The sequence below is a fragment of the Bradyrhizobium mercantei genome, assembly GCF_001982635.1.
Classification (GTDB): Bacteria; Pseudomonadota; Alphaproteobacteria; order Rhizobiales; family Xanthobacteraceae; genus Bradyrhizobium; species Bradyrhizobium mercantei.
On the sequence record NZ_MKFI01000007.1, the window covers coordinates 442,501 to 462,513 of the forward strand.

General features: G+C 63.4%; 15 protein-coding genes, 2 tRNA genes, 2 rRNA genes and 1 riboswitch (1 of these 20 only partly in view). Of the genes, 9 read left to right on the top strand and 10 right to left on the bottom strand.

Annotated features, from left to right (window positions below; genetic code table 11):
• From BI327_RS31925 to BI327_RS31940, 4 genes are all read right to left on the bottom strand, one after another.
• Positions 1–1,037: ribosomal RNA gene (locus BI327_RS31925) — 23S ribosomal RNA — on the bottom strand (it extends 1,803 nt beyond the left edge of the window).
• A gap of 429 nt (positions 1,038–1,466) precedes the next feature.
• A tRNA-Ala gene (locus tag BI327_RS31930) sits at positions 1,467–1,542 on the bottom strand.
• Positions 1,543–1,577: 35 nt separating this feature from the next.
• A tRNA-Ile gene (locus BI327_RS31935) sits at positions 1,578–1,654 on the bottom strand.
• Positions 1,655–1,864: 210 nt separating this feature from the next.
• Positions 1,865–3,353, bottom strand: a 16S ribosomal RNA gene (locus tag BI327_RS31940).
• Together the 16S and 23S rRNA genes with 2 tRNA genes alongside form the textbook arrangement of a ribosomal RNA operon.
• Before the next feature lie 1,012 nt (positions 3,354–4,365).
• On the opposite strand from BI327_RS31940, the gene BI327_RS31945 reads away from it, so the two are divergent.
• Together BI327_RS31945 and BI327_RS31950 are read left to right on the top strand one after the other, a co-directional pair.
• Positions 4,366–6,432 carry a M23 family metallopeptidase gene (locus BI327_RS31945; RefSeq protein WP_076865243.1) on the top strand — a complete coding sequence of 689 codons (2,067 nt, stop codon included), beginning with the start codon at positions 4,366–4,368 and terminating at the stop codon, positions 6,430–6,432.
• A gap of 92 nt (positions 6,433–6,524) precedes the next feature.
• Positions 6,525–6,782 carry a hypothetical protein gene (locus tag BI327_RS31950; protein WP_076865245.1) on the top strand — a complete coding sequence of 86 codons (258 nt, stop codon included), beginning with the start codon at positions 6,525–6,527 and terminating at the stop codon, positions 6,780–6,782.
• A gap of 53 nt (positions 6,783–6,835) precedes the next feature.
• Here the strand turns inward: BI327_RS31950 and clpB are convergent, their stop codons facing one another.
• Positions 6,836–9,487, bottom strand: a complete 2,652-nt coding sequence (gene clpB, locus BI327_RS31955) for an ATP-dependent chaperone ClpB (RefSeq protein ID WP_076865246.1) — start codon at positions 9,485–9,487, stop codon at positions 6,836–6,838.
• 191 nt (positions 9,488–9,678) lie between these two features.
• Entirely contained in the window at positions 9,679–10,242 is a 564-nt protein-coding gene (locus tag BI327_RS31960; RefSeq protein WP_076865248.1) for a helix-turn-helix domain-containing protein, read from the bottom strand.
• A gap of 58 nt (positions 10,243–10,300) precedes the next feature.
• Between BI327_RS31960 and BI327_RS31965 the strand changes: the two genes are divergently transcribed.
• Positions 10,301–10,816: a GNAT family N-acetyltransferase gene (locus tag BI327_RS31965; protein ID WP_076865249.1), complete on the top strand. Its 516-nt coding sequence runs from the start codon at positions 10,301–10,303 to the stop codon at positions 10,814–10,816.
• 56 nt (positions 10,817–10,872) lie between these two features.
• Entirely contained in the window at positions 10,873–11,643 is a 771-nt protein-coding gene (locus BI327_RS31970) for an MOSC domain-containing protein (protein WP_076865251.1), read from the top strand.
• 59 nt (positions 11,644–11,702) lie between these two features.
• Here BI327_RS31970 and BI327_RS31975 read toward each other — a convergent pair whose 3' ends face one another.
• The gene (locus BI327_RS31975; RefSeq protein ID WP_076865253.1) at positions 11,703–12,368 is read right to left on the bottom strand and encodes a TIGR02594 family protein; all 666 of its coding nucleotides are present in this window, start codon (positions 12,366–12,368) and stop codon (positions 11,703–11,705) included.
• A 233-nt stretch (positions 12,369–12,601) separates the two neighbouring features.
• On the opposite strand from BI327_RS31975, the gene BI327_RS31980 reads away from it, so the two are divergent.
• Positions 12,602–13,474: an alpha/beta fold hydrolase gene (locus BI327_RS31980; RefSeq protein WP_076865255.1), complete on the top strand. Its 873-nt coding sequence runs from the start codon at positions 12,602–12,604 to the stop codon at positions 13,472–13,474.
• Positions 13,475–13,569: 95 nt separating this feature from the next.
• On the opposite strand, the gene metW is transcribed toward BI327_RS31980, so the two are convergent.
• Both metW and metX read right to left on the bottom strand, forming a co-directional pair.
• A complete protein-coding gene (gene metW, locus BI327_RS31985; RefSeq protein WP_076865257.1) occupies positions 13,570–14,235 on the bottom strand; it encodes a methionine biosynthesis protein MetW in 666 nt (221 codons plus the stop codon).
• Entirely contained in the window at positions 14,232–15,437 is a 1,206-nt protein-coding gene (gene metX, locus BI327_RS31990) for a homoserine O-acetyltransferase MetX (RefSeq protein WP_076865259.1), read from the bottom strand. Before metX ends, metW begins: the two co-directional genes overlap by 4 nt.
• A gap of 85 nt (positions 15,438–15,522) precedes the next feature.
• Positions 15,523–15,602: riboswitch (SAM riboswitch) on the bottom strand.
• A 186-nt stretch (positions 15,603–15,788) separates the two neighbouring features.
• On the opposite strand from metX, the gene BI327_RS31995 reads away from it, so the two are divergent.
• The 4 genes from BI327_RS31995 (at position 15,789) to BI327_RS32010 (ending at position 19,411) form a co-directional block, all read left to right on the top strand.
• The gene (locus BI327_RS31995) at positions 15,789–16,637 is read left to right on the top strand and encodes a chorismate mutase (RefSeq protein WP_076865261.1); all 849 of its coding nucleotides are present in this window, start codon (positions 15,789–15,791) and stop codon (positions 16,635–16,637) included.
• A 36-nt stretch (positions 16,638–16,673) separates the two neighbouring features.
• Entirely contained in the window at positions 16,674–17,771 is a 1,098-nt protein-coding gene (gene hisC / locus BI327_RS32000) for a histidinol-phosphate transaminase (RefSeq protein ID WP_076865263.1), read from the top strand.
• 4 nt (positions 17,772–17,775) lie between these two features.
• Positions 17,776–18,708, top strand: a complete 933-nt coding sequence (locus tag BI327_RS32005; RefSeq protein WP_076865264.1) for a prephenate/arogenate dehydrogenase family protein — start codon at positions 17,776–17,778, stop codon at positions 18,706–18,708.
• Positions 18,709–18,976: 268 nt separating this feature from the next.
• Positions 18,977–19,411 (top strand): VOC family protein, encoded by a 435-nt coding sequence (locus tag BI327_RS32010; RefSeq protein ID WP_076865266.1) that lies wholly within the window; start codon positions 18,977–18,979, stop codon positions 19,409–19,411.
• Positions 19,412–19,440: 29 nt separating this feature from the next.
• Here BI327_RS32010 and BI327_RS32015 read toward each other — a convergent pair whose 3' ends face one another.
• The gene (locus BI327_RS32015) at positions 19,441–19,953 is read right to left on the bottom strand and encodes a hypothetical protein (protein ID WP_076865268.1); all 513 of its coding nucleotides are present in this window, start codon (positions 19,951–19,953) and stop codon (positions 19,441–19,443) included.
• Positions 19,954–20,013: the final 60 nt, after the last annotated feature.

Sequence of the window (20,013 nt, forward strand, 5' to 3'; positions counted from 1 at the left end):
CACCCGCCGTGTGACTCCCGGATAGTACTCTCAGGTATTCGGAGTTTGGTTGGGTTTGGTAAGACGGTAAGTCCCCCTAGCCCATCCAGTGCTCTACCCCCTGAGGTATTCATCCGAGGCGATACCTAAATATCTTTCGCGGAGAACCAGCTATTTCCCAGTTTGATTGGCCTTTCACCCCTAACCACAAGTCATCGGAGCCTTTTTCAACAGGCACCCGTTCGGTCCTCCAGTGAGTGTTACCTCACCTTCAACCTGCTCATGGCTAGATCACTAGGTTTCGGGTCTAATACAACGAACTTGACGCCCTATTCAGACTCGCTTTCGCTACGCCTTCGCCTATCGGCTTAAGCTTGCTCGTTAAATTAAGTCGCTGGCCCATAATACAAAAGGTACGACGTCACCCAGAACGTATCTTGGGCTCCGTCTGTTTGTAGGTGTCCGGTTTCAGGTCTATTTCACTCCCCTCGTCGGGGTGCTTTTCACCTTTCCCTCACGGTACTGGTTCGCTATCGGTCGCTGAGGAGTACTTAGGCTTGGAGGGTGGTCCCCCCGTGTTCAGACAGGATTACACGTGTCCCGCCTTACTCGTGGATACATCATCGCATTACTCGTACGGGGCTATCACCCTCTGAGGCCCAGCTTTCCTGACTGGTTCCGATTGTCTTTGATGTATCACTGGCCTGGTCCGCGTTCGCTCGCCACTACTAACGGAGTCTCGATTGATGTCCTTTCCTCCAGGTACTTAGATGTTTCAGTTCCCTGGGTTTGCTTAAAACCTCCTATTTTATTCGGAAGTCTCATACCTTCTCTTGATAACCGGAAATCCAAAACCTCGCGGTCTGATTTCTTCCATTTCTGGTCGAACCCCAAAACACAAGGTCTTGGAGTTCCGGCTATCGAAGGTGGGTTTCCCCATTCGGAAATCCGTGGATCAAAGCTTCTTCGCAGCTCCCCACGGCTTATCGCAGCGTAGCACGTCCTTCATCGCCTCTCAGCGCCAAGGCATCCACCGAACACCCTTAAGGCACTTGATTGCTCTCATTATCAATGTCCACACACTCGGCAGAATGTTGTCTGCACAACTGCCCGAAGACCGAAGTCTCAGGCACGCATCCTCGATGAATGCGATTGCGCAGCCGGACATTGACTAGAAAGACCAGCTTGCTTCGTAAGATCGGCCCGATAGCGAGGCGGTCAAGCTTCGCTACAAAGATCGTTTTACAACTCGATCATCTCACTCACCTTGCGGTGAGCTGCGATGAACGAGCGCCGAAAACGATCTGGAGATTAGGAATGGTACCCGCGAATTGCTTCGCAGATCCAAACTCGGATCGATCTCCTCTTTACGATGTCAGAAAACACGCACGTCACCGTCCATCCGGACCAATGAGTGCGAAGTGATGTTTCGCGGACGATATGAACAGAGCCTGCTAAGCAGAGTAGTCTCGAGCTTCAATTCCATCTGGTGGAGCCAGACGGGATCGAACCGACGACCTCATGCTTGCAAAGCACGCGCTCTCCCAGCTGAGCTATGGCCCCGTACCAGAAGACGAATGCTCCGCACTCGATCAAAATGGTGGGCCTGGGAAGACTTGAACTTCCGACCTCACGCTTATCAAGCGCGCGCTCTAACCAACTGAGCTACAAGCCCCTAACACGAGAGACATGCCGGCGCGCACCCGACGCGAAGTCGGTGCATCGCACAGCGCTCAGCCCCTGGCGCGTGTTCGTCCGCGAAGAAAGAGAAACGAAGACGGCGAAATCCCGCCAATGGAGCTCAACAATCCTGAAACTGTTGGCCCCTGAATGTTTCTAAAACGATCCGATAGTGAGCGTGAGCTCGCTGAAGGATCATCCTTAGAAAGGAGGTGATCCAGCCGCAGGTTCCCCTACGGCTACCTTGTTACGACTTCACCCCAGTCGCTGACCCTACCGTGGCCGGCTGCCCCCTTTCGGTTAGCGCACCGTCTTCAGGTAAAACCAACTCCCATGGTGTGACGGGCGGTGTGTACAAGGCCCGGGAACGTATTCACCGTGGCGTGCTGATCCACGATTACTAGCGATTCCAACTTCATGGGCTCGAGTTGCAGAGCCCAATCCGAACTGAGACGGCTTTTTGAGATTTGCGAAGGGTCGCCCCTTAGCATCCCATTGTCACCGCCATTGTAGCACGTGTGTAGCCCAGCCCGTAAGGGCCATGAGGACTTGACGTCATCCCCACCTTCCTCGCGGCTTATCACCGGCAGTCTCCTTAGAGTGCTCAACTAAATGGTAGCAACTAAGGACGGGGGTTGCGCTCGTTGCGGGACTTAACCCAACATCTCACGACACGAGCTGACGACAGCCATGCAGCACCTGTCTCCGGTCCAGCCGAACTGAAGAACTCCGTCTCTGGAGTCCGCGACCGGGATGTCAAGGGCTGGTAAGGTTCTGCGCGTTGCGTCGAATTAAACCACATGCTCCACCGCTTGTGCGGGCCCCCGTCAATTCCTTTGAGTTTTAATCTTGCGACCGTACTCCCCAGGCGGAATGCTTAAAGCGTTAGCTGCGCCACTAGTGAGTAAACCCACTAACGGCTGGCATTCATCGTTTACGGCGTGGACTACCAGGGTATCTAATCCTGTTTGCTCCCCACGCTTTCGTGCCTCAGCGTCAGTATCGGGCCAGTGAGCCGCCTTCGCCACTGGTGTTCTTGCGAATATCTACGAATTTCACCTCTACACTCGCAGTTCCACTCACCTCTCCCGAACTCAAGATCTTCAGTATCAAAGGCAGTTCTGGAGTTGAGCTCCAGGATTTCACCCCTGACTTAAAGACCCGCCTACGCACCCTTTACGCCCAGTGATTCCGAGCAACGCTAGCCCCCTTCGTATTACCGCGGCTGCTGGCACGAAGTTAGCCGGGGCTTATTCTTGCGGTACCGTCATTATCTTCCCGCACAAAAGAGCTTTACAACCCTAGGGCCTTCATCACTCACGCGGCATGGCTGGATCAGGCTTGCGCCCATTGTCCAATATTCCCCACTGCTGCCTCCCGTAGGAGTTTGGGCCGTGTCTCAGTCCCAATGTGGCTGATCATCCTCTCAGACCAGCTACTGATCGTCGCCTTGGTGAGCCATTACCTCACCAACTAGCTAATCAGACGCGGGCCGATCTTTCGGCGATAAATCTTTCCCCGTAAGGGCTTATCCGGTATTAGCACAAGTTTCCCTGTGTTGTTCCGAACCAAAAGGTACGTTCCCACGCGTTACTCACCCGTCTGCCGCTGACATATTGCTATGCCCGCTCGACTTGCATGTGTTAAGCCTGCCGCCAGCGTTCGCTCTGAGCCAGGATCAAACTCTCAAGTTGGACTTGAAACCTTTGAACCGGCTGATCACAACGTTTGACGAGGTCCCACCATTCTTCGTCGACCGAAGTCAACGAGCCGCCTGCGATTCACATCGTTGGCAGCGATGGTGTAACCTTTAAACGTGTACCGCCGAAGTCTTTCGTCCACTCTCAGAAGTCAAAAGCCGAAGCTTTCGAGTATTCCGAGAGACGCAAGGACTCCGCCGTCCACGTTTCTCTTTCTTCATCTTCACTTGTCAAACAGCCCGGGATCAGACGACCCCACACCCTTAGAGGGTGGTTCTACCCTTCACCGGCAGACAGTGAACCTCAACCGATTTATGTCGGCTGTTGTGTCACTCATCTAAGTGAGGAGCATCAGAGGCGCGTTCGCTCGCCTTGGTCAGTGACCCGGCGGCGCCGCGCTCAGTGGTTGGTTTATAGTCCCCACCCCTCCGGATTGTCAACGCCCATTGTCAACAAATCGTCGCACGCCCAAATCGATTGTGCAGTGCGAAGAAAGTCTCGCGCTTTCCGTGACTTAGGTCGGAGGTAAAAATGCGTCACCGAACCCACGTGGTAAAAAACTTCAAAAAAAGTTTGTCGCCGGAGAGCCCGTGAGGCCCTTCGGAACGGGTTCCAATCGGCTCAAGCCACTCCAGCCGGGCGGCGGCACCTACCCGCTTCAGGAAACTTTTCCACCCTAAATGCCGCACTTGAGCCACAATCCTGCGACGTTCTCGCTATAACGAATGCAATGAACCGCTCGAAACCAGTGGGGGCTCGGGTGGTTTTGTCAGGGGACCAGGCGATTTCTTCGAGAACCCGTCGCCTCTTCCCTACGCGGCCGAGCAATATCGAGAGATCTGCACACCATTGACGTTCGAGAGTACGGCCAGCAAATGGCCTTCGTCTCTTCGACTTCGATGCGTGTGGCTCGCCACACTGCCGAAATCCCTCTCGGAGGGAGCGAGGTAGAGATGAGGACGAGCAGAGGACGATCGCAGTTGCTGGAATTTGGGGGGATATCGGGTTGAGCCAACGGGCGTCACGCGGAAGCGGCATTGGGCGCGAGACCGGGATGATCGATCTCGGTCACGAACCGCCGCTCTCAGTCGACGGCACCGAGGCTGCGGTGATCGATCGCCGCCGTGTCTCCGTTCAATGGTTCAGCGGCACCATTCTGACTGGTCTATGTGGCGCGGCCCTGATCGGCGGCGCCGTTTTTGCGTCGCTCGACGGCGAGATGACCTTCGCCAAGGTGCCGGAGCGCGTCGAAGGCGCGCTGCGCGGCGCCTTCACCGGCAATGATCGCGTCGTCAGCCTGCACAAGGGTGACCGCCTGCCGCCGCCAAGCGAAAACTCCGCCTCCCGCAGCCTGGTGCGCGTCTCGACCGTGACCCGCGTCGGCAATCGCGACGTGATGCGGGTGCGGCCCTTCATCCGGATTTCCGGCAATCTCTCGATGACCACGAGCGATCTGTCGTCCAAGATACCGCCGTTCAACGCGCAGCGTCTGTTGACCGATGTCGGCTCCGACACGCCGGCGGCAACCGAGGATCCGAATGCGGCGGCGGCCGCCGAACCCGACGCCGAGGTCTCCTTCGTCACCAAGGATCTCGGATCCGTGCTGCCGAAAGCCAAGCTCGCCGCAGGTGTCGGGCTCGACGACATCCTGATGCGGGTCCGCGACGCCGCCAATTGGCGCGGCTCCGGCAACTCGGTGCGCTACGCCTCGCTCGCCAATGCGGCGGCCGATGCCAGCGGCGCCGGCCCCGATATGCGGATGGCCTACGCCACCGAGGGCAACACCTCCGATCCGTATGCGGGCTTCGAGACCCGCGTGGTGCCGGAAAACGTCACGCTGCTGCCGAAGACCAAGGAGCAGGTCACCGGCGGCAACCCGGTCGGCGAACGGGTTCACCTCGTCAAGAAGGGCGACAGCATCACCTCGATCCTGCGCGACCAGGGCGCGACGCCCGACGAGGCGAAGGCGATTGCCGCAACGCTTGGTCCGCGCGGCCGCGACGGCGGCTTGAAGGAAGGCCAGAAGGTGCGGATCCTGATGGCGCCGGCAGCACCGGGCGCCCGGCTGCAACCCTATCGGGTGATCGTCGCGAATGACTCCATCGTCGAAGCCGTCGCTGCGCTGTCCGACCTCGGCAAATACGTCGCCGTCGACGTGCAGAGCATGAACACCACGACCGATACCGCCGACAATTCCAGCGACGACGACGAGGATGATGGCAGCGGCGTGCGGCTCTATCAGAGCATTTACGAGACCGCGCTGCGCAACAAGGTGCCGCCGACCGTGATCGACGACATGGTCAAGATCTACTCCTACGACGTCGATTTCCAGCGCAAGGTCCAGCCCGGCGACTCCTTCGACGTCTTCTATGCCGGCGAGGACGAGGGCGTCACCAGCACCGAAAAGACCGAAGTGCTGTACGCCGCGCTGACCGTGGGCGGCGAGACCAAGAAATACTACCGCTTCCAGAGCTCCGACGACGGCGTCGTCGACTACTATGACGAGACCGGCAAGAGCGCGAAGAAGTTCCTGGTGCGCAAGCCGGTCAACAACGCGATCATGCGCTCGGGCTTCGGCGGCCGCCGCCACCCGATCCTCGGCTACGTGAAGATGCACACCGGCGTCGACTGGGCCACCGCCTACGGCACGCCGATCTTCGCTTCCGGCAATGGCGTGCTCGAGAAGGTCGGATACGAGGGCGGCTACGGCAAATATATCCGCATGAAGCATGCGAATGGCTATGAGACGGCCTACGGCCACATGTCGGCCTTCGCCAAGGGCATGGAGATCGGCAAGAAGGTGCGGCAGGGCCAGGTGATCGGCTTCGTCGGTTCGACCGGCCAGTCGACCGGCCCGCACGTCCATTACGAGATCCTGGTCAACGGCCGATTCGTCGACCCGATGCGCGTGAAACTGCCGCGCGGCCGATCGCTCGAAGGTCCGATGCTGGCGAACTTCGAGAAGGAGCGCGACCGGATCGAAGCCCAGATGTCCAGCCGCGGCAGCTCGCGCATCGTCTCGGATGCCACGAGCTCGACGTCGCAGACGCGCTCCATCACCACCAACCGCTGATCGCGGAACCTCTCCAAAGCCGCCCCAAACGGAACGATTCGCGCCCGATTCGGCTTGTCCCGGCTGGGCAACCGCTTGCAGAGGAGGCGCGCATGACCAGCCTCACCCGTGACGACGTGTTGAAGGCCGTCAGCAACGCCGACGACGTCACGATCGCGAAAATCATCGCATCGGGGGCGACCGTCGCCGAGCTCGCCGAGGCGCAGGCCTGGCTCGCCAATGACGAGCCGCTGATCAATGCCGGCAAGCCGCTCGCCACCGGCCGCGCCCGCGAGCTGGTCGACATCCTCTCCGAACTCGAGCCTGCCGAAGACGACGAGCCGTCACCGCCCACCGTCCCGCAAGCGTAGTCCAAGAAGCAAGCCCTCCCCGCGGCGCGCGGAGAGGGCTCTCGTCGTTACGATCAGTTCAGCTTGCGCTTCGAGACCGGGGCCTCGAACTGCACGATCTCGGCTGTCTTGGGCACCTGACCGTTGAAGATCAGCACGTTGCCTTTCTCCGAAATCACCACGCGATCGCCGTCCTTGACCTCGCCGGCGAGGATCATCTCGGCCAGCGGATCCTGCACGCTGCGCTGGATCACCCGCTTCAGCGGGCGGGCGCCGTAAGCCGGATCCCAGCCCTTTTCCGCGAGCCAATCCCGCGCCTTCGGATCGAGCGTGAGCTCGATCTTGCGATCCTCGAGCAGCTTCCTCAGCCGCGCGAACTGGATCTCGACGATGCGGCCCATCTCGCTCTTCTGCAGCCGATGGAACAGGATGATCTCGTCGATGCGGTTCAGGAATTCCGGCCTGAAATGCGCCCGCACGACGCCCATCACCTGATCGCGGACCGCAGCGGTGTCCTCGCCTTCCGGTTGATTCACCAGGAATTCCGAACCGAGGTTCGAGGTCATGATGATCAGCGTGTTGCGGAAATCGACGGTGCGGCCCTGACCATCGGTCAGGCGGCCGTCGTCGAGCACCTGCAACAGCACGTTGAAGACGTCGGGATGCGCCTTCTCGATCTCGTCGAACAGCACGACCTGGTAGGGCCGGCGCCGAACGGCTTCGGTCAGTGCACCACCCTCGTCGTAGCCGACATAGCCGGGAGGCGCGCCGATCAGCCGCGAGACCGAGTGCTTCTCCATGAACTCGGACATGTCGAGGCGGACCATCGCGGTCTCGTCGTTGAACAAATCAGCGGCGAGCGCCTTGGTCAGCTCGGTCTTGCCGACGCCGGTGGGGCCCAAGAACATGAACGAGCCGGTCGGCCGGTTCGGATCCTGCAAGCCGGCGCGGGCACGGCGAACGGCGGTTGCCACCGCACGCACGGCTTCGGCCTGGCCGACAACGCGCTTGGCGAGACTGTCCTCCATTTTCAGGAGCTTGTCCTTTTCGCCCTCGAGCATCTTGTCGACCGGCACGCCGGTCCAGCGCGAGACGACCTGCGCGATGTGGTTGGCGGTGACCGCCTCCTCCATCATCTCGCCGCCGTTCGGCTTGCTGTTCTCTTGCGCCTCGATGTCAGCGAGCTTCCTTTCCAGCTCGGGGATCCGGCCATAGGCCAGCTCGCCCGCCTTCTGGAATTCGCCGCGACGTTGCGCATTGGCGAGCTCGACGCGGAGCGCATCGAGTTCGCTCTTTAGCTTCTGGGCGTTGGAGAGCTTGTTCTTCTCCGCGCTCCAGCGCGCCGTCAGCGCCGTCGACCGCTCCTCGAGCCCGGCGAGCTCCTTCTCCAGCGTCTGCAGACGGCTCTTCGAACCGGCATCGCTCTCCTTCTTCAGCGCCTCCTGCTCGATCTTGAGCCGGATGATGTCGCGATCCAGCGAATCGAGCTCTTCCGGCTTGGAATCGACCTGCATCTTGAGCCGCGCCGCCGCCTCGTCCATCAGGTCGATGGCCTTGTCGGGCAGGAAGCGGTCGGTGATGTAGCGGTTCGACAGCGTGGTCGCGGCTACCAACGCGGAGTCGGTGATGCGCACGCCGTGGTGCTGCTCGTACTTGTCCTTCAGGCCGCGCAGGATCGAGATGGTGTCCTCGACCGTCGGCTCGCTGACATAGATCGGCTGGAACCGGCGGGCCAGCGCAGCATCCTTCTCGACATGCTTGCGATACTCGTCGAGCGTGGTCGCACCGATACAGTGCAGCTCACCGCGCGCCAGCGCAGGCTTCAGCAGGTTGGACGCGTCCATCGCGCCGTCGGCCTTGCCGGCGCCGATCAGCGTGTGCATCTCGTCGATGAACAGGATGATGCCGCCCTCGGCGGACGAGACCTCCTGCAGCACGGACTTCAGCCGCTCCTCGAACTCGCCGCGATATTTCGCGCCGGCGATCAAGGCGCCCATGTCGAGCGACAAGAGCTTCTTGTCCTTCAGGCTCTCCGGCACGTCGCCGTTGAGGATGCGCAGCGCCAGGCCCTCGACGATCGCGGTCTTGCCGACGCCGGGCTCACCGATCAGGACGGGATTGTTCTTGGTTCGCCGCGACAGCACCTGGATAGTGCGGCGGATCTCCTCGTCGCGGCCGATGACGGGATCGAGCTTGCCGTCGCGCGCAGCCTGGGTCAGGTCGCGGGCATATTTCTTCAGCGCGTCATAGGCATTCTCCGCGGTCGCGCTGTCCGCAGTGCGGCCCTTGCGCAGCGCTTCGATCGCCGCATTCAGGTTCTGCGCCGTGACGCCGCCCTTGCTCAGGATGGAGGCCGCCTCGCTGCCCTTCTCGAGCGTGAGCCCGAGCAGCAGCCGCTCGACGGTGACAAAACTGTCGCCGGCCTTGTCGGCGGCCTTTTCCGCCCCATCGAAGGCGCGCGCCAGCTCCGGCGACAGGTAGACCTGTCCGGCACCGTTGCCCGAGACTTTCGGCAGCTTGTTCAGTGCCTCTTCGGTCGATTTCAGGATCGCTCTGGAATTGCCGCCGGCACGGTCGATCAGACCGCCGGCGAGCCCCTCATTGTCGTCCAGCAGCACCTTCAACAGATGCAGCGGTGAGAACTGCTGGTGACCGTCACGCATTGCGAGCGATTGGGCAGACTGGATGAATCCGCGCGCGCGCTCGGTGTACTTCTCAATGTTCATTCGTTTTCCCTCGGCCTGCCGTCACCACCCATTCAGGCATGGTTCCGGCATCTTCATTGGGTTTCCGCGGGCCGCGTTGACGTTCCTCAACCAGCCTCTGGTCGTCGCCATCATTTTTCAGGCTTGCCGCAGATGTGGGCACTTGGTTCCGAAACGGAAGAGCCACAGTCCGCGATTTCGCCCGGTCGAGCTCAGCGCCGCACGATGGCGACAAGGTAGCGGCAGGGCTGAGCAGTTTCGTTACGGAAGACGATGTCCGACGGCGGGCCGAGCTCGACGCGGTCACCCGCAGCGAGCTCGTGGCGCTCCGCTCCTTCCATCAAGGTGAGGCGGCCGCTGATCACCCACACCACCTGACGGACCAGGTGATAGGCGCTGGCGGGGAAACCGGCTTCCTGGTGGGCAGGCAGCTCGACCTCGACCAGCTCCAGCGGATTGGCCGGGTGCAGGAACACCTGCCGCCGCAGATAGGCGGCCTTGGGATCGCGCCACACCGGCTGATCCTTGGCCCGCTGCAGGCGGGAACTGTGTGAGGCAACCTCGAACAGCGCGGCCATGGTCAGGCCATAGGCCGTGGCAATCCGCGACAGCGTCGCCGCCGTCGGGCTTGCCTCCGCCCGCTCGATCTTGCTCAGCATGGCCTTGGACACGCCGGCCCGCCCGGCGAGTTCCGCCAGCGACCAGCCGCGCCCCTCCCGTTCGGCGCGAACCCGCCGCCCGAGGGCCTCATCGGCGCTGTCTTCTATAATTGACATACCGTCTTATATAGTAGACGATAGGGTCCATTCAATAGGCTCGTCGAGGAAACTAACAATGATTATCCGCCCCGCCGCCGAGCAGGACGTCCCTGCGATCACCGCGATCTTCAACGAGGCGGTCGTCAACTCGAACGCGATCTGGACGGAGAAGCAGGATTCCGAAGCCGAGCGGTTGACCTGGATGAAGGCCCGGCTGGCGCTGGGCTATCCGGTGCTGGTCGCGGCCGAAGGACCTGTGGTGCTGGGGTACGGCACGTTCGGCGACTTCCGCGCCTTCCCGGGATACCGCTACAGCGTCGAGCATAGCGTCTACATCCATGCCGAGCATCGCGGCCGCGGCCTTGGCCGCGTCATCGTCGACGAGCTCATCGCCGCAGCCACCGCGCTCGGCAAGCACGTCATGATCGCCGGCATCGACGGCGGCAATCCCGCCTCGCTCCGGCTGCACGCGCAGGCCGGCTTCGTCGAGGTCGCGCGGATGCCGGAGGTCGGGCGCAAGTTCGGCCGCTGGCTCGAGCTGGTGTTCATGCAGCGCGTGCTGGACGCGCCAGGCGCATCGCGGCCCGACTAGCTGCTGTCCCGCGGGCGGCAGTTCTCCTCGTTCGCCAAACAGGCTAGAGCGGACGGATGGACAACACATCCTCCGCCCGGATCACCGGCATCTACCGCTACCCCGTCAAGGGTCTGACGCCCGAGCCGCTGCCCCGCGCAGCGCTGCGGGTCGGCGAGACGCTCCGCTCGGATCGCCGCTACGCGATCGAGAACGGCCCGAGCGGTTTCGATCCCTCGGCGCCGAAATGGCTGGCGAAGCCGCATTTCCTGATGCTGCAGCGGGACGAATGGCTGGCGCCGCTGCGCGCGCATTTCGACGACGACAGCCATGTGCTGACGCTGCGCCGGGACGGCGCGATGGTGGCCCAGGGCGATCTCGAGACCGAAGCCGGGCGCGCGGCGATCGAGCGCTATTTCGCCGATCGCCATGCCGGCCAGATCAAGGGGCCACCCAAGGTGCTGGTGAGCCCCGGCCACAGTTTTTCCGACGTGCCGCGCAAGGTGGTCTCGATCATCAATCTGGCGAGCCTGCGGGCGATCGAGGACATGGTGCAGGCGCCGGTCCATCCGCTGCGCTTCCGCGCCAACCTCTATGTCGAGGGCTGGCCGGCCTGGCATGAAGCCAGCCTGCTCGACCAGACCATTGCGATCGGCAGCGCACGGGCCAAGGTGGTGAAGCGCATCACCCGCTGCGCCGCGGTTAATGTCGATCCCGACGCCGGCGTGCGCGACCTCTCGGTCCCGAACACGCTGATGCAGCGCTTCGGCAACAATGAATGCGGCATCTACGCCGAGATCATCTCTGACGGTGATGCTGCCGTCGGCGATACGATTGCCGCCGAGTAGACGTTTCGCCTCGTAGCACCGGGCAAGGCGCGCATGCGCCGTGCCCGGCTTTCGACAGCTCAGTTCGTCGGCATCACATAGGCGTAGATCCGGCCGCGCGAGACCGGCACCTCGCGAACGCGATGGCTGCTGTTGCCCGAGATCATGATCGGATTGCCCTTGGCATCGACGCCGGTGATGATGCCGACATGCCCGCCGCCGCGGCGGCCCATCACGGCGATGGCGCCGACCTGCGGCCCCGAGACGCGCGTGCCGTATTTGGCGAACGAGCTCGCCATGTCGGAGCCGGTGCCGCGATGGCCGGTCTGCTGCAGCACCATGTTCATGAAGCGCGCGCACCACAGGCTGGAGCGGCCGGTCGGGTTGCCCCCGAGATAGCGCCGCGCCGCGGCGACGATGCCCGACGAGCCGAAGCCGTCTGCCGCGCTCACCCCGCCGGTATTGGGCACGGCTTCAGCGTTGCCCGGCAACGCGGCCGCATTGGTTTCGATGATACCGCCCGGCTGCGCGAGTGCGCGGCGCTCGGCGCGCGACAGCCGCGCGGCATGCCGATAGTGGTGACGGACATAGTGGCGCGCGTGATGTCCGGCATGGGCCGAATGCGCGTGACGCTGATGGTGCGGACGGGCGGAGGCCGAAGAAACCGAAACGACGGCGAGAGTGAGCGAACACAGAGCCAGCGCCAAAACACGAAGCGACCGGCGATACGCAAGCAACTGAACCATACTTCACGAGATCCTCTGCAACGCCCCCCAATCCCCATCGCATTCCCTGAGGGAATGCGGCGGCCGTTTTGAAAATCGGGATGTGGCGAGAGGAAGATTTCATGCGGCGCTGCGGAAACGATTTCTGGGTCATTCCGCGCTGATTCGATGACGAGAAAGGAACCAGAACTGCCGCATTGCGGCCGCGAAAATTAACTGCAAATCTGGGGGCGGCCAACGAGAGGAGAATTTCAATGCCCTACGCCACCACGAAAGATAATGTCCGCCTCCACTTTGAGGAGGCAGGCCACGGCACCCCGATCATCTTCCTGCACGAGTTCGCAGCCGATCACACCAACTGGGAGCCGCAGCTGCGCTACTTCGCGCGCGGCCATCGCTGCATCGCCTATTCCGCGCGCGGCTACACGCCGTCGGACGTGCCTGCGAGCGCCGACGTCTATACCTACAAGCATTTCTACAGCGATGCGCTCGCGGTGCTCGATCATCTCGGCATCGCCAAAGCGCATTTCGTCGGCCTCTCGATGGGCTCCTATTCGTCGCTCCAGGTTGCGCTGAATGCGCCGGAGCGCGCGCTGTCGATGACGCTGGCCGCCGTCGGCTCCGGCTCGAGCCTCGAGCATCTCGATGCCTTCCGCGCGCAGTGCCGCGCCAATGCCGAGCAATACGAGGCGATCGGCGCGGTCGAGGTCGCCAAGGTCACGCGCGAGGCGCCGAGCCGGATTCCGTTCCTGGTCAAGGATCCGCGCGGCCACGCCGACTTCTACGCCGCGCTCGCCCGCCACGACGCCAAGGGCTCGGCCAACACGATGCGCAGCTTTCAGGGCGGCAGGCCCTCGATCTACACCATGACCGACGCCATCAGGCGCGCCGCGACGCCGGCGCTGATCCTGTGCGGCGACGAGGACGACAATTGCATCGCATCCAGCATGTTCCTGAAGCAGCATCTGCCGGCCGCCGGCCTGTCATTCTTCCCGAAATCGGGCCACGTGCTCAACCTCGAGGAGCCGGCGCTGTTCAACGAGATGGTGGAGCGCTTCATCGCGCTGGTCGAGGCCGGCCGCTGGCCGGTGCGCGATCCGAGGTCGCTGGTGGCGGCGCCGGTTTAGGCCGTCATTGCGCGCGGAGCGAAGCAATCCATTCGTCTGCACCTGCGGAGAGATGGATTGCTTCGTCGCTTCGCTCCTCGCAATGACGTCGATGGCTACTTCACCTGCCCGCCGCGGCTCAGCAAAAACACGCCCTGCTCGCCGAACATGTTCCACACCCACCACGGCAGGTTGAGCGGCACCGGGCGGCCGTAGAGATCGAGCGCCACCGCGCGCTCCATCTTGACGTTGATCTGCTCGCAGAGCTCCACGAAATCCTTGATGGTGCAGAAATGGATGTTCGAGGTGTCGTACCAGCTCGCCGGCAAATTCTCGGTGCGCGGCATGTGGCCGCCGATCAGGAGTTGCAGCCGCATCTTCCAGAACCCGAAATTCGGGAACGAGACGATGGCGCGCTGGCCGATCCGCAGCAGGTTCTCCAGCACCACCTTCGGCTGCCGCGTCGCCTGCAAGGTCTGCGACAGGATCACATAGTCGAACGCATCGTCGGGATAGTTGACGAGGTCGGTGTCGGCATCGCCCTGCACCACCGCGAGCCCCTTGGCGACGCAGCCGTTGACGCCCTCGCGCGACAGCTCGATGCCGCGGCCGTCGATGCCGCGGCCCTCCAGGAGTTGCAGCAATTCGCCGTCGCCGCAGCCGACGTCGAGCACGCGCGAACCCGGCCGCACCATTTCGGCAACCAGGAGATGATCCCTGCGATAACCGCCGGTCCGCTCCGGCGCGACGCCCGGCAAGGGCAGTGTCTGCTGCATGCTCATGACTGGCCGCCGTCCTTCAGTCCGCGCGCCTTGCCTGCGGCCAGCAGGAAGGCACGGGAGATGTCCAGGAATTCGGGCACGTCGAGCAGGAAGGCGTCGTGCCCCCTGTCGGTCTCGATCTCGGCGAACGACACCCGTGCGCTCGACGCATTCAGCGCATGCACCAGCGCCCGCGATTCCGAGGTCGGAAACAGCCAGTCGCTGGTGAACGATACCACGCAGAACCGCGTCTTGATGCCGGTGAACGCCTTCGCCAGCACGCCGTTGTGGTCGGCGGCGATGTCGAAATAGTCCATCGCGCGGGTCAGGTAGAGGTAGCTGTTGGCGTCGAAGCGCTCGACAAAGGACGAGCCCTGGTAACGCAGATAGCTCTCGACCTGGAAATCCGCATCGAACGAGAAGGTCGGCAGCTCGCGATCCTGCATCCGCCGCCCGAACTTGCGATGCAGCGCGGCGTCGGAGAGATAGGTGATGTGCGCAGCCATGCGCGCAACAGCCAATCCGCGATGCGGATGGGTGTCCTCGTCGACATAGCGGCCGCCGCGCCAGTCCGGATCGGCCATCACCGCCTGGCGGCCGAGCTCGTGGAACGCGATGTTCTGCGCCGAGTGGCGGGTCGAGCAGGCGATCGCGAGCGTCGAGAACACGCGCTCGGGATAGGCCGCGGTCCATTGCAGCACCTGCATGCCGCCCATCGAGCCGCCGACCACGCAGAACAGCGTGGTGATGCCGAGGCGATCGATCAGCATCGCCTGCGCGCGCACCATGTCGGGGATGGTGATGATCGGGAAGTCCAGCCCCCACACCTTGCCGGTCGCGGGATTCAGCGATGCGGGCCCGGTCGAGCCCATGCAGCCGCCGATCACGTTCGAGCAGATGATGAAGTATTTTTCGGGATCGATCGGCTTGCCCGCGCCGACCATGGTGTCCCACCAGCCGGGCTTGCCGGTGACGGGATGGGTGTTGTTGACGTGCTGATCGCCGGTCAGCGCGTGGCAGATCAGGATCGCGTTGGAGCTGTCGGCATTGAGCTCGCCATAGGTCTGATAGGCGATCTGGAACGGCGCGAGGTCGACGCCGCAATCGAGCTTGAGCGGCTGATCCATGCCGAACTTCGCCACCAATGACGACGGGTGATCGGCCTCATGGGCGCGATCATCGCTCTGGATCTGCGGGCTCGTTATCGGACGCACGTTGCTCATCTAGGCGACCCTGCCTCCGCGCGGGAGGGCTCGAACAGAAAATCAGGCCATAAAAAACCCGGCCTGAACATAGGTTCGGCCGGGAGCTGATCTGTCCCCGGCCTGTTTAGCGAGTTGTTTAACGTGGCTGCAAGCCGGCCGGCTCAAATGACCACGGAGTACAGCGAACCTAGTCCCCGGGCCCCCCGTCGTCAAGGCGGCCCGCGAACGCCCCCTTGCCGGTCGCCGATGGTTAACCGTTTGCGCAAGGCACGCCTGCGAGGTTTCTCTTTGCTTTCGGTGGCCGTCTTTCCTAATCAGGGGCCCTGTCCGACGCGGCAACGGGCCGCCCCGACGACAAGGTTTGAGAGCATGTCCAACCCACCCCCGTCGCCGCCTTCGCTGCAGGAGCTGCGCAAGGAGATCGATGCGATCGACGAGCAGGTTCACCGGCTCTTGATGTCGCGCGGCGACATCATCGACCGCCTGATCCAGGTCAAGAAGACCCAGGAGGTCGGCTCGGCGTTCCGCCCGGCACGCGAAGCCAGCATGATGCGCGAACTGGTGCAGCGCCATCGCGGCATCCTGCCGCTCGACACCATCGAGGGCATCTGGCGCGTCATCATCTCGACCTTCACCTACGTGCAGGCGCCGTTCGCGGTGCATGCCGACGTTTCCGTCGGCGAGTCGGCGATGCGCGACTCGGCGCGGTTTCACTTCGGCTTCGTGGTGCCCTACGTCTCGCATTTCAGCGCGCAGGCCGCGGTCGAGGCGGTGACGAAATCGAGGGGCGACCTCGCGCTGGTTTCCGCGATCGCAAGCCGCACGCCGTGGTGGACTGCGCTCGAATCCGATGGCGCGCCGAAGATCATCGCGCGGCTGCCGTTCCTCGAACGCGCCGACCATCCCGCCGCGCTGCCGGTGTTCCTGATCTCGCGGGTCGCCGACGATGCCATGGTGACCGAGGTGCAGACCTGGAGCGTGCGCGTCTCCGGCTGGAACGCCGATGTCGCTCGCGCCCTGGCGCCGCTCGCCGAGATCGTCGCGGTCCCCGACACCGCCTTCGACGGCGCGGCCCTCCTGGTCTCGGTCGCCGGACATGATTTCGAGAAGATCAAGCTTGCCCTGATCCAGGCCGGCGCCTCGGTGCGCTCTTCGGCCCTCGTCGGCAGCCACGCAACGCGCTATACGGTGCCCTCTAACGGATCGGCCAGGAGCTAGATAAGGCATCGGCCAATCCGCCCATCGGAGTAGACTATGTCCCGCCCCGTGCCGAACCCCGGCATCCTCGATATTGCGCCCTACACGCCCGGCAAGAGCCCGGTGCCGGAACCGGGCCGCAAGGTGTTCAAGCTGTCCGCCAACGAGACGCCGTTCGGGCCGTCGCCGAAGGCGATCGCGGCCTACAAGGCCGCGGCTGACCATCTCGAGGACTATCCGGAGGGCACCTCGCGCGTGCTGCGCGAGGCGATCGGCCGCGCCTACGGCCTCGATCCCGACCGCATCATCTGCGGCGCCGGCTCCGACGAGATCCTCAATCTGCTGGCGCACACCTATCTCGCGCCCGGCGACGAGGCGATCTCGACCACCCATGGCTTCCTGGTCTACCCGATCGCCACCATGGCGAACGGCGCCAGCAACGTGATCGCGGCCGAAACCAACTTCACCGCCGACGTCGATGCCATCCTCAAGGTGGTGACGCCGAAGACCAAGCTCGTCTGGCTCGCCAACCCGAACAATCCGACCGGCACCTACATCCCGTTCGACGAGGTCAAGCGGCTGCGCGCCGCCCTGCCCTCGCATGTACTGCTGGTGCTCGACGCCGCCTATGCCGACTACGTCTCGCGCAACGACTATGAGCTCGGCATCGAGCTGGTCGCGACCACGGACAATACTGTCGTGACGCACACCTTCTCCAAGATCCACGGCCTTGCCGCGCTGCGGGTCGGCTGGATGTTCGGCCCCGCGCATATCGTCGATGCCTGCAACCGGATTCGCGGTCCGTTCAACGTCACGACGCCGGCGATGCTGGCGGCGGTGGCGGCGATCGAGGACGCTGCGCATGTGCAGATGTCGCGCACCCACACCGAACAATGGCGCAACTGGCTGACCGAGGAGATCGGCAAGCTCGGGCTGAAGGTGACGCCGAGCGTCGCCAATTTCGTCCTGATCCACTTCCCGACCGACAAGGGCAGGACCGCGGCCGAAGCCGACGCCTATCTGACGCGGCGCGGCCTCGTGCTGCGCGCGCTCAACAATTACAAGCTGCCGCATGCGCTGCGCATGACCATTGGCACCGAGGAAGCCAACCGCCTCGTGGTCGAGGGCCTGCGCGACTTCCTGGCCGGAAAGTGACATCGTGACCACCGCTCCGCTCTTCAACCGCATCGCGCTGATCGGCTTCGGCCTGATCGGCGGCTCGATCGCACGCGGCGCGCGCGCGCAGGGCCTGGTCGGCGAGATCGTCACCACCGCGCGCTCGGAAAAAACACGCGCCCGCGTCGCCGAGCTCGGCATCGTCGACCGCGTCGTCGAGACCAACATCGAGGCCGTGAAGGACGCCGACCTGGTCATCCTGTGCATCCCGGTCGGCGCCTGCGGCCCCGTCGCGGCCGAGATCGCGCCGTATCTGAAGCCCGGCGCCATCATCTCCGACGTCGGCTCGGTGAAGGGCGCCGTCGTCAAGGACATGGCGCCGCATTTGCCGAAAGCCGTCCACTTCGTTCCGGCGCATCCGGTGGCCGGCACCGAGCATTCCGGGCCGGATTCCGGCTTCGCCGAGCTCTTCATCAATCGCTGGTGCATCCTGACGCCGCCCGAGGGCACCGACCCTGCCGCGACCGACCGGCTGCGGGCGTTCTGGGCCGCGCTCGGCGCCAAGGTCGAGATCATGACGCCGGATCATCATGACCTCGTGCTCGCGATCACCAGCCATCTGCCGCATCTGATCGCCTACACCATCGTCGGCACCGCCGACGAACTGGCGCAGGTGACGGAATCCGAGGTGATCAAGTTCTCCGCCGGCGGCTTCCGCGACTTCACCCGCATCGCGGCCTCCGACCCGACGATGTGGCGCGACGTGTTCCTCGCCAACAAGGATGCCGTGCTCGAGATGCTCGGGACCTTCACCGAGGACCTGTCGAAGCTGACCCGCGCGATCCGGCGCGGCGACGGCGAGGCGCTGTTCGACCACTTCACCCGCACCCGCGCCATCCGCCGCGGCATCGTCGAGACCGGCCAGGATTCGGCAGCGCCCGACTTCGGCCGGCCGCATGCGAATTTGAAGAAGTAGGCGGGGCACGCGGCTTCTCCGACGTCGTCCTGACCAGGACGACGATGCGGATGGTTCTCGATTCAAGACAAACACACAGTGTCATCGCCCGGCTCGACCGGGTGATCCAGTATTCCAGAGGCCGTCGTTATTGAACCGATGGGCCGCGGCGTACTGGATCGCCCGGTCAAGCCGGGCGATGACAGCTGAAAATCCGATTCCTGCCGTCATTCCGCAGCAGCCTGAAGCACTGTAAGCTGGCGCGGCATCGATGACAGGGAGCGATCAGATGATACTCAGTCCGGATCATGTGACGATCGCGGTGGCAGACGCCGGCCGGGCGATCGCATTCTTCGCGCTGCTTGGCTTCAAGAAAACCCACGTCGCGACCATCGACGGTGGCGTTCCCGCGCAGTACATGGGCATGCCGAGCATGAAAGCGCTGCACATCACGCTCGCACTCGACGGAGCGGATTTCGAAATCCAGCTGCTTGCGTTCGACCCACCGCCCGGGACCGATCCGGGCGTGCACCCAACCAACCTGCGAAAGCTGGGCTTCAATCACCTCGCGTTCCGCGTCGACGACATCGAGGCCGCCACCGCGCACCTGGTCGCCAACGGCGTCACCATGCTGAGCGACGAGATGGACTATATCAGCCGAAAGCTCCGGCTGTTCGAGGGCCCCGAGGGCATCACCTTCGAGCTGGTCCAGCGCGACGCCTGAGGCTCTGCGCAGCGGAGCCGCGCTCGCGCTCACCGCCGCAACCGCTGATCCCGGATCGGCCCTGCCGGCATCGCCGCAATCTTTTGCGTCGGCCGCTGCTGACGGCCGACGAGGCCGGCGGTTGCCAGCATGACGGCGCCGCCGAACCACCACGAGCCGATCACGAATTCCCAGGCCCGCGGCGGAATCTCGTCAAAGATGATGCCATAGACGGACACCAAAGCGGCCGGCGCGGCGAGGAAGATGCCGGCCGCCGTCAGAAGCTCGACGGTATCGATGCGCCCGGTCCCGCGCATCGCGGGCTTGGGAACATCGATGCCGAGATAGAAGCCGACGGCGCCGACCACGATCGTGGTCGCGATGAAGGCGAGCGTGCCGAAGACAGCGACATGGCCCTTGGCGAGCTGGGCGGCGACGAAGGTGCCGGCCATGCTACCTGCCATTGCGAGCCCGGTTCGCTGCAGCACATGCGCGGCGCGGCTGACCATCATCAACTCGCGGGCGATCACGGCCCGCTGCTTCGGCCTGGACATGATCCTCATGTGCGGTGTTCCTTTCCCTCGAGCTCGAGCAACGCCCCCCTTCACCTCGCCCCGCGTGCG

What these genes read in the sequence shown, in the direction of transcription:
- BI327_RS31950 (WP_076865245.1), top strand. Translation starts at nt 6,525, where the DNA reads ATGACCAGCCTCACCCGTGACGACGTGTTGAAGGCCGTCAGCAACGCC.
- clpB (WP_076865246.1), bottom strand. Translation starts at nt 9,487, where the DNA reads ATGAACATTGAGAAGTACACCGAGCGCGCGCGCGGATTCATCCAGTCT.
- BI327_RS31960 (WP_076865248.1), bottom strand. Translation starts at nt 10,242, where the DNA reads ATGTCAATTATAGAAGACAGCGCCGATGAGGCCCTCGGGCGGCGGGTT.
- BI327_RS31965 (WP_076865249.1), top strand. Translation starts at nt 10,301, where the DNA reads ATGATTATCCGCCCCGCCGCCGAGCAGGACGTCCCTGCGATCACCGCG.
- BI327_RS31970 (WP_076865251.1), top strand. Translation starts at nt 10,873, where the DNA reads ATGGACAACACATCCTCCGCCCGGATCACCGGCATCTACCGCTACCCC.
- BI327_RS31975 (WP_076865253.1), bottom strand. Translation starts at nt 12,368, where the DNA reads ATGGTTCAGTTGCTTGCGTATCGCCGGTCGCTTCGTGTTTTGGCGCTG.
- BI327_RS31980 (WP_076865255.1), top strand. Translation starts at nt 12,602, where the DNA reads ATGCCCTACGCCACCACGAAAGATAATGTCCGCCTCCACTTTGAGGAG.
- metW (WP_076865257.1), bottom strand. Translation starts at nt 14,235, where the DNA reads ATGAGCATGCAGCAGACACTGCCCTTGCCGGGCGTCGCGCCGGAGCGG.
- metX (WP_076865259.1), bottom strand. Translation starts at nt 15,437, where the DNA reads ATGAGCAACGTGCGTCCGATAACGAGCCCGCAGATCCAGAGCGATGAT.
- BI327_RS31995 (WP_076865261.1), top strand. Translation starts at nt 15,789, where the DNA reads ATGTCCAACCCACCCCCGTCGCCGCCTTCGCTGCAGGAGCTGCGCAAG.
- hisC (WP_076865263.1), top strand. Translation starts at nt 16,674, where the DNA reads ATGTCCCGCCCCGTGCCGAACCCCGGCATCCTCGATATTGCGCCCTAC.
- BI327_RS32010 (WP_076865266.1), top strand. Translation starts at nt 18,977, where the DNA reads ATGATACTCAGTCCGGATCATGTGACGATCGCGGTGGCAGACGCCGGC.
- BI327_RS32015 (WP_076865268.1), bottom strand. Translation starts at nt 19,953, where the DNA reads ATGAGGATCATGTCCAGGCCGAAGCAGCGGGCCGTGATCGCCCGCGAG.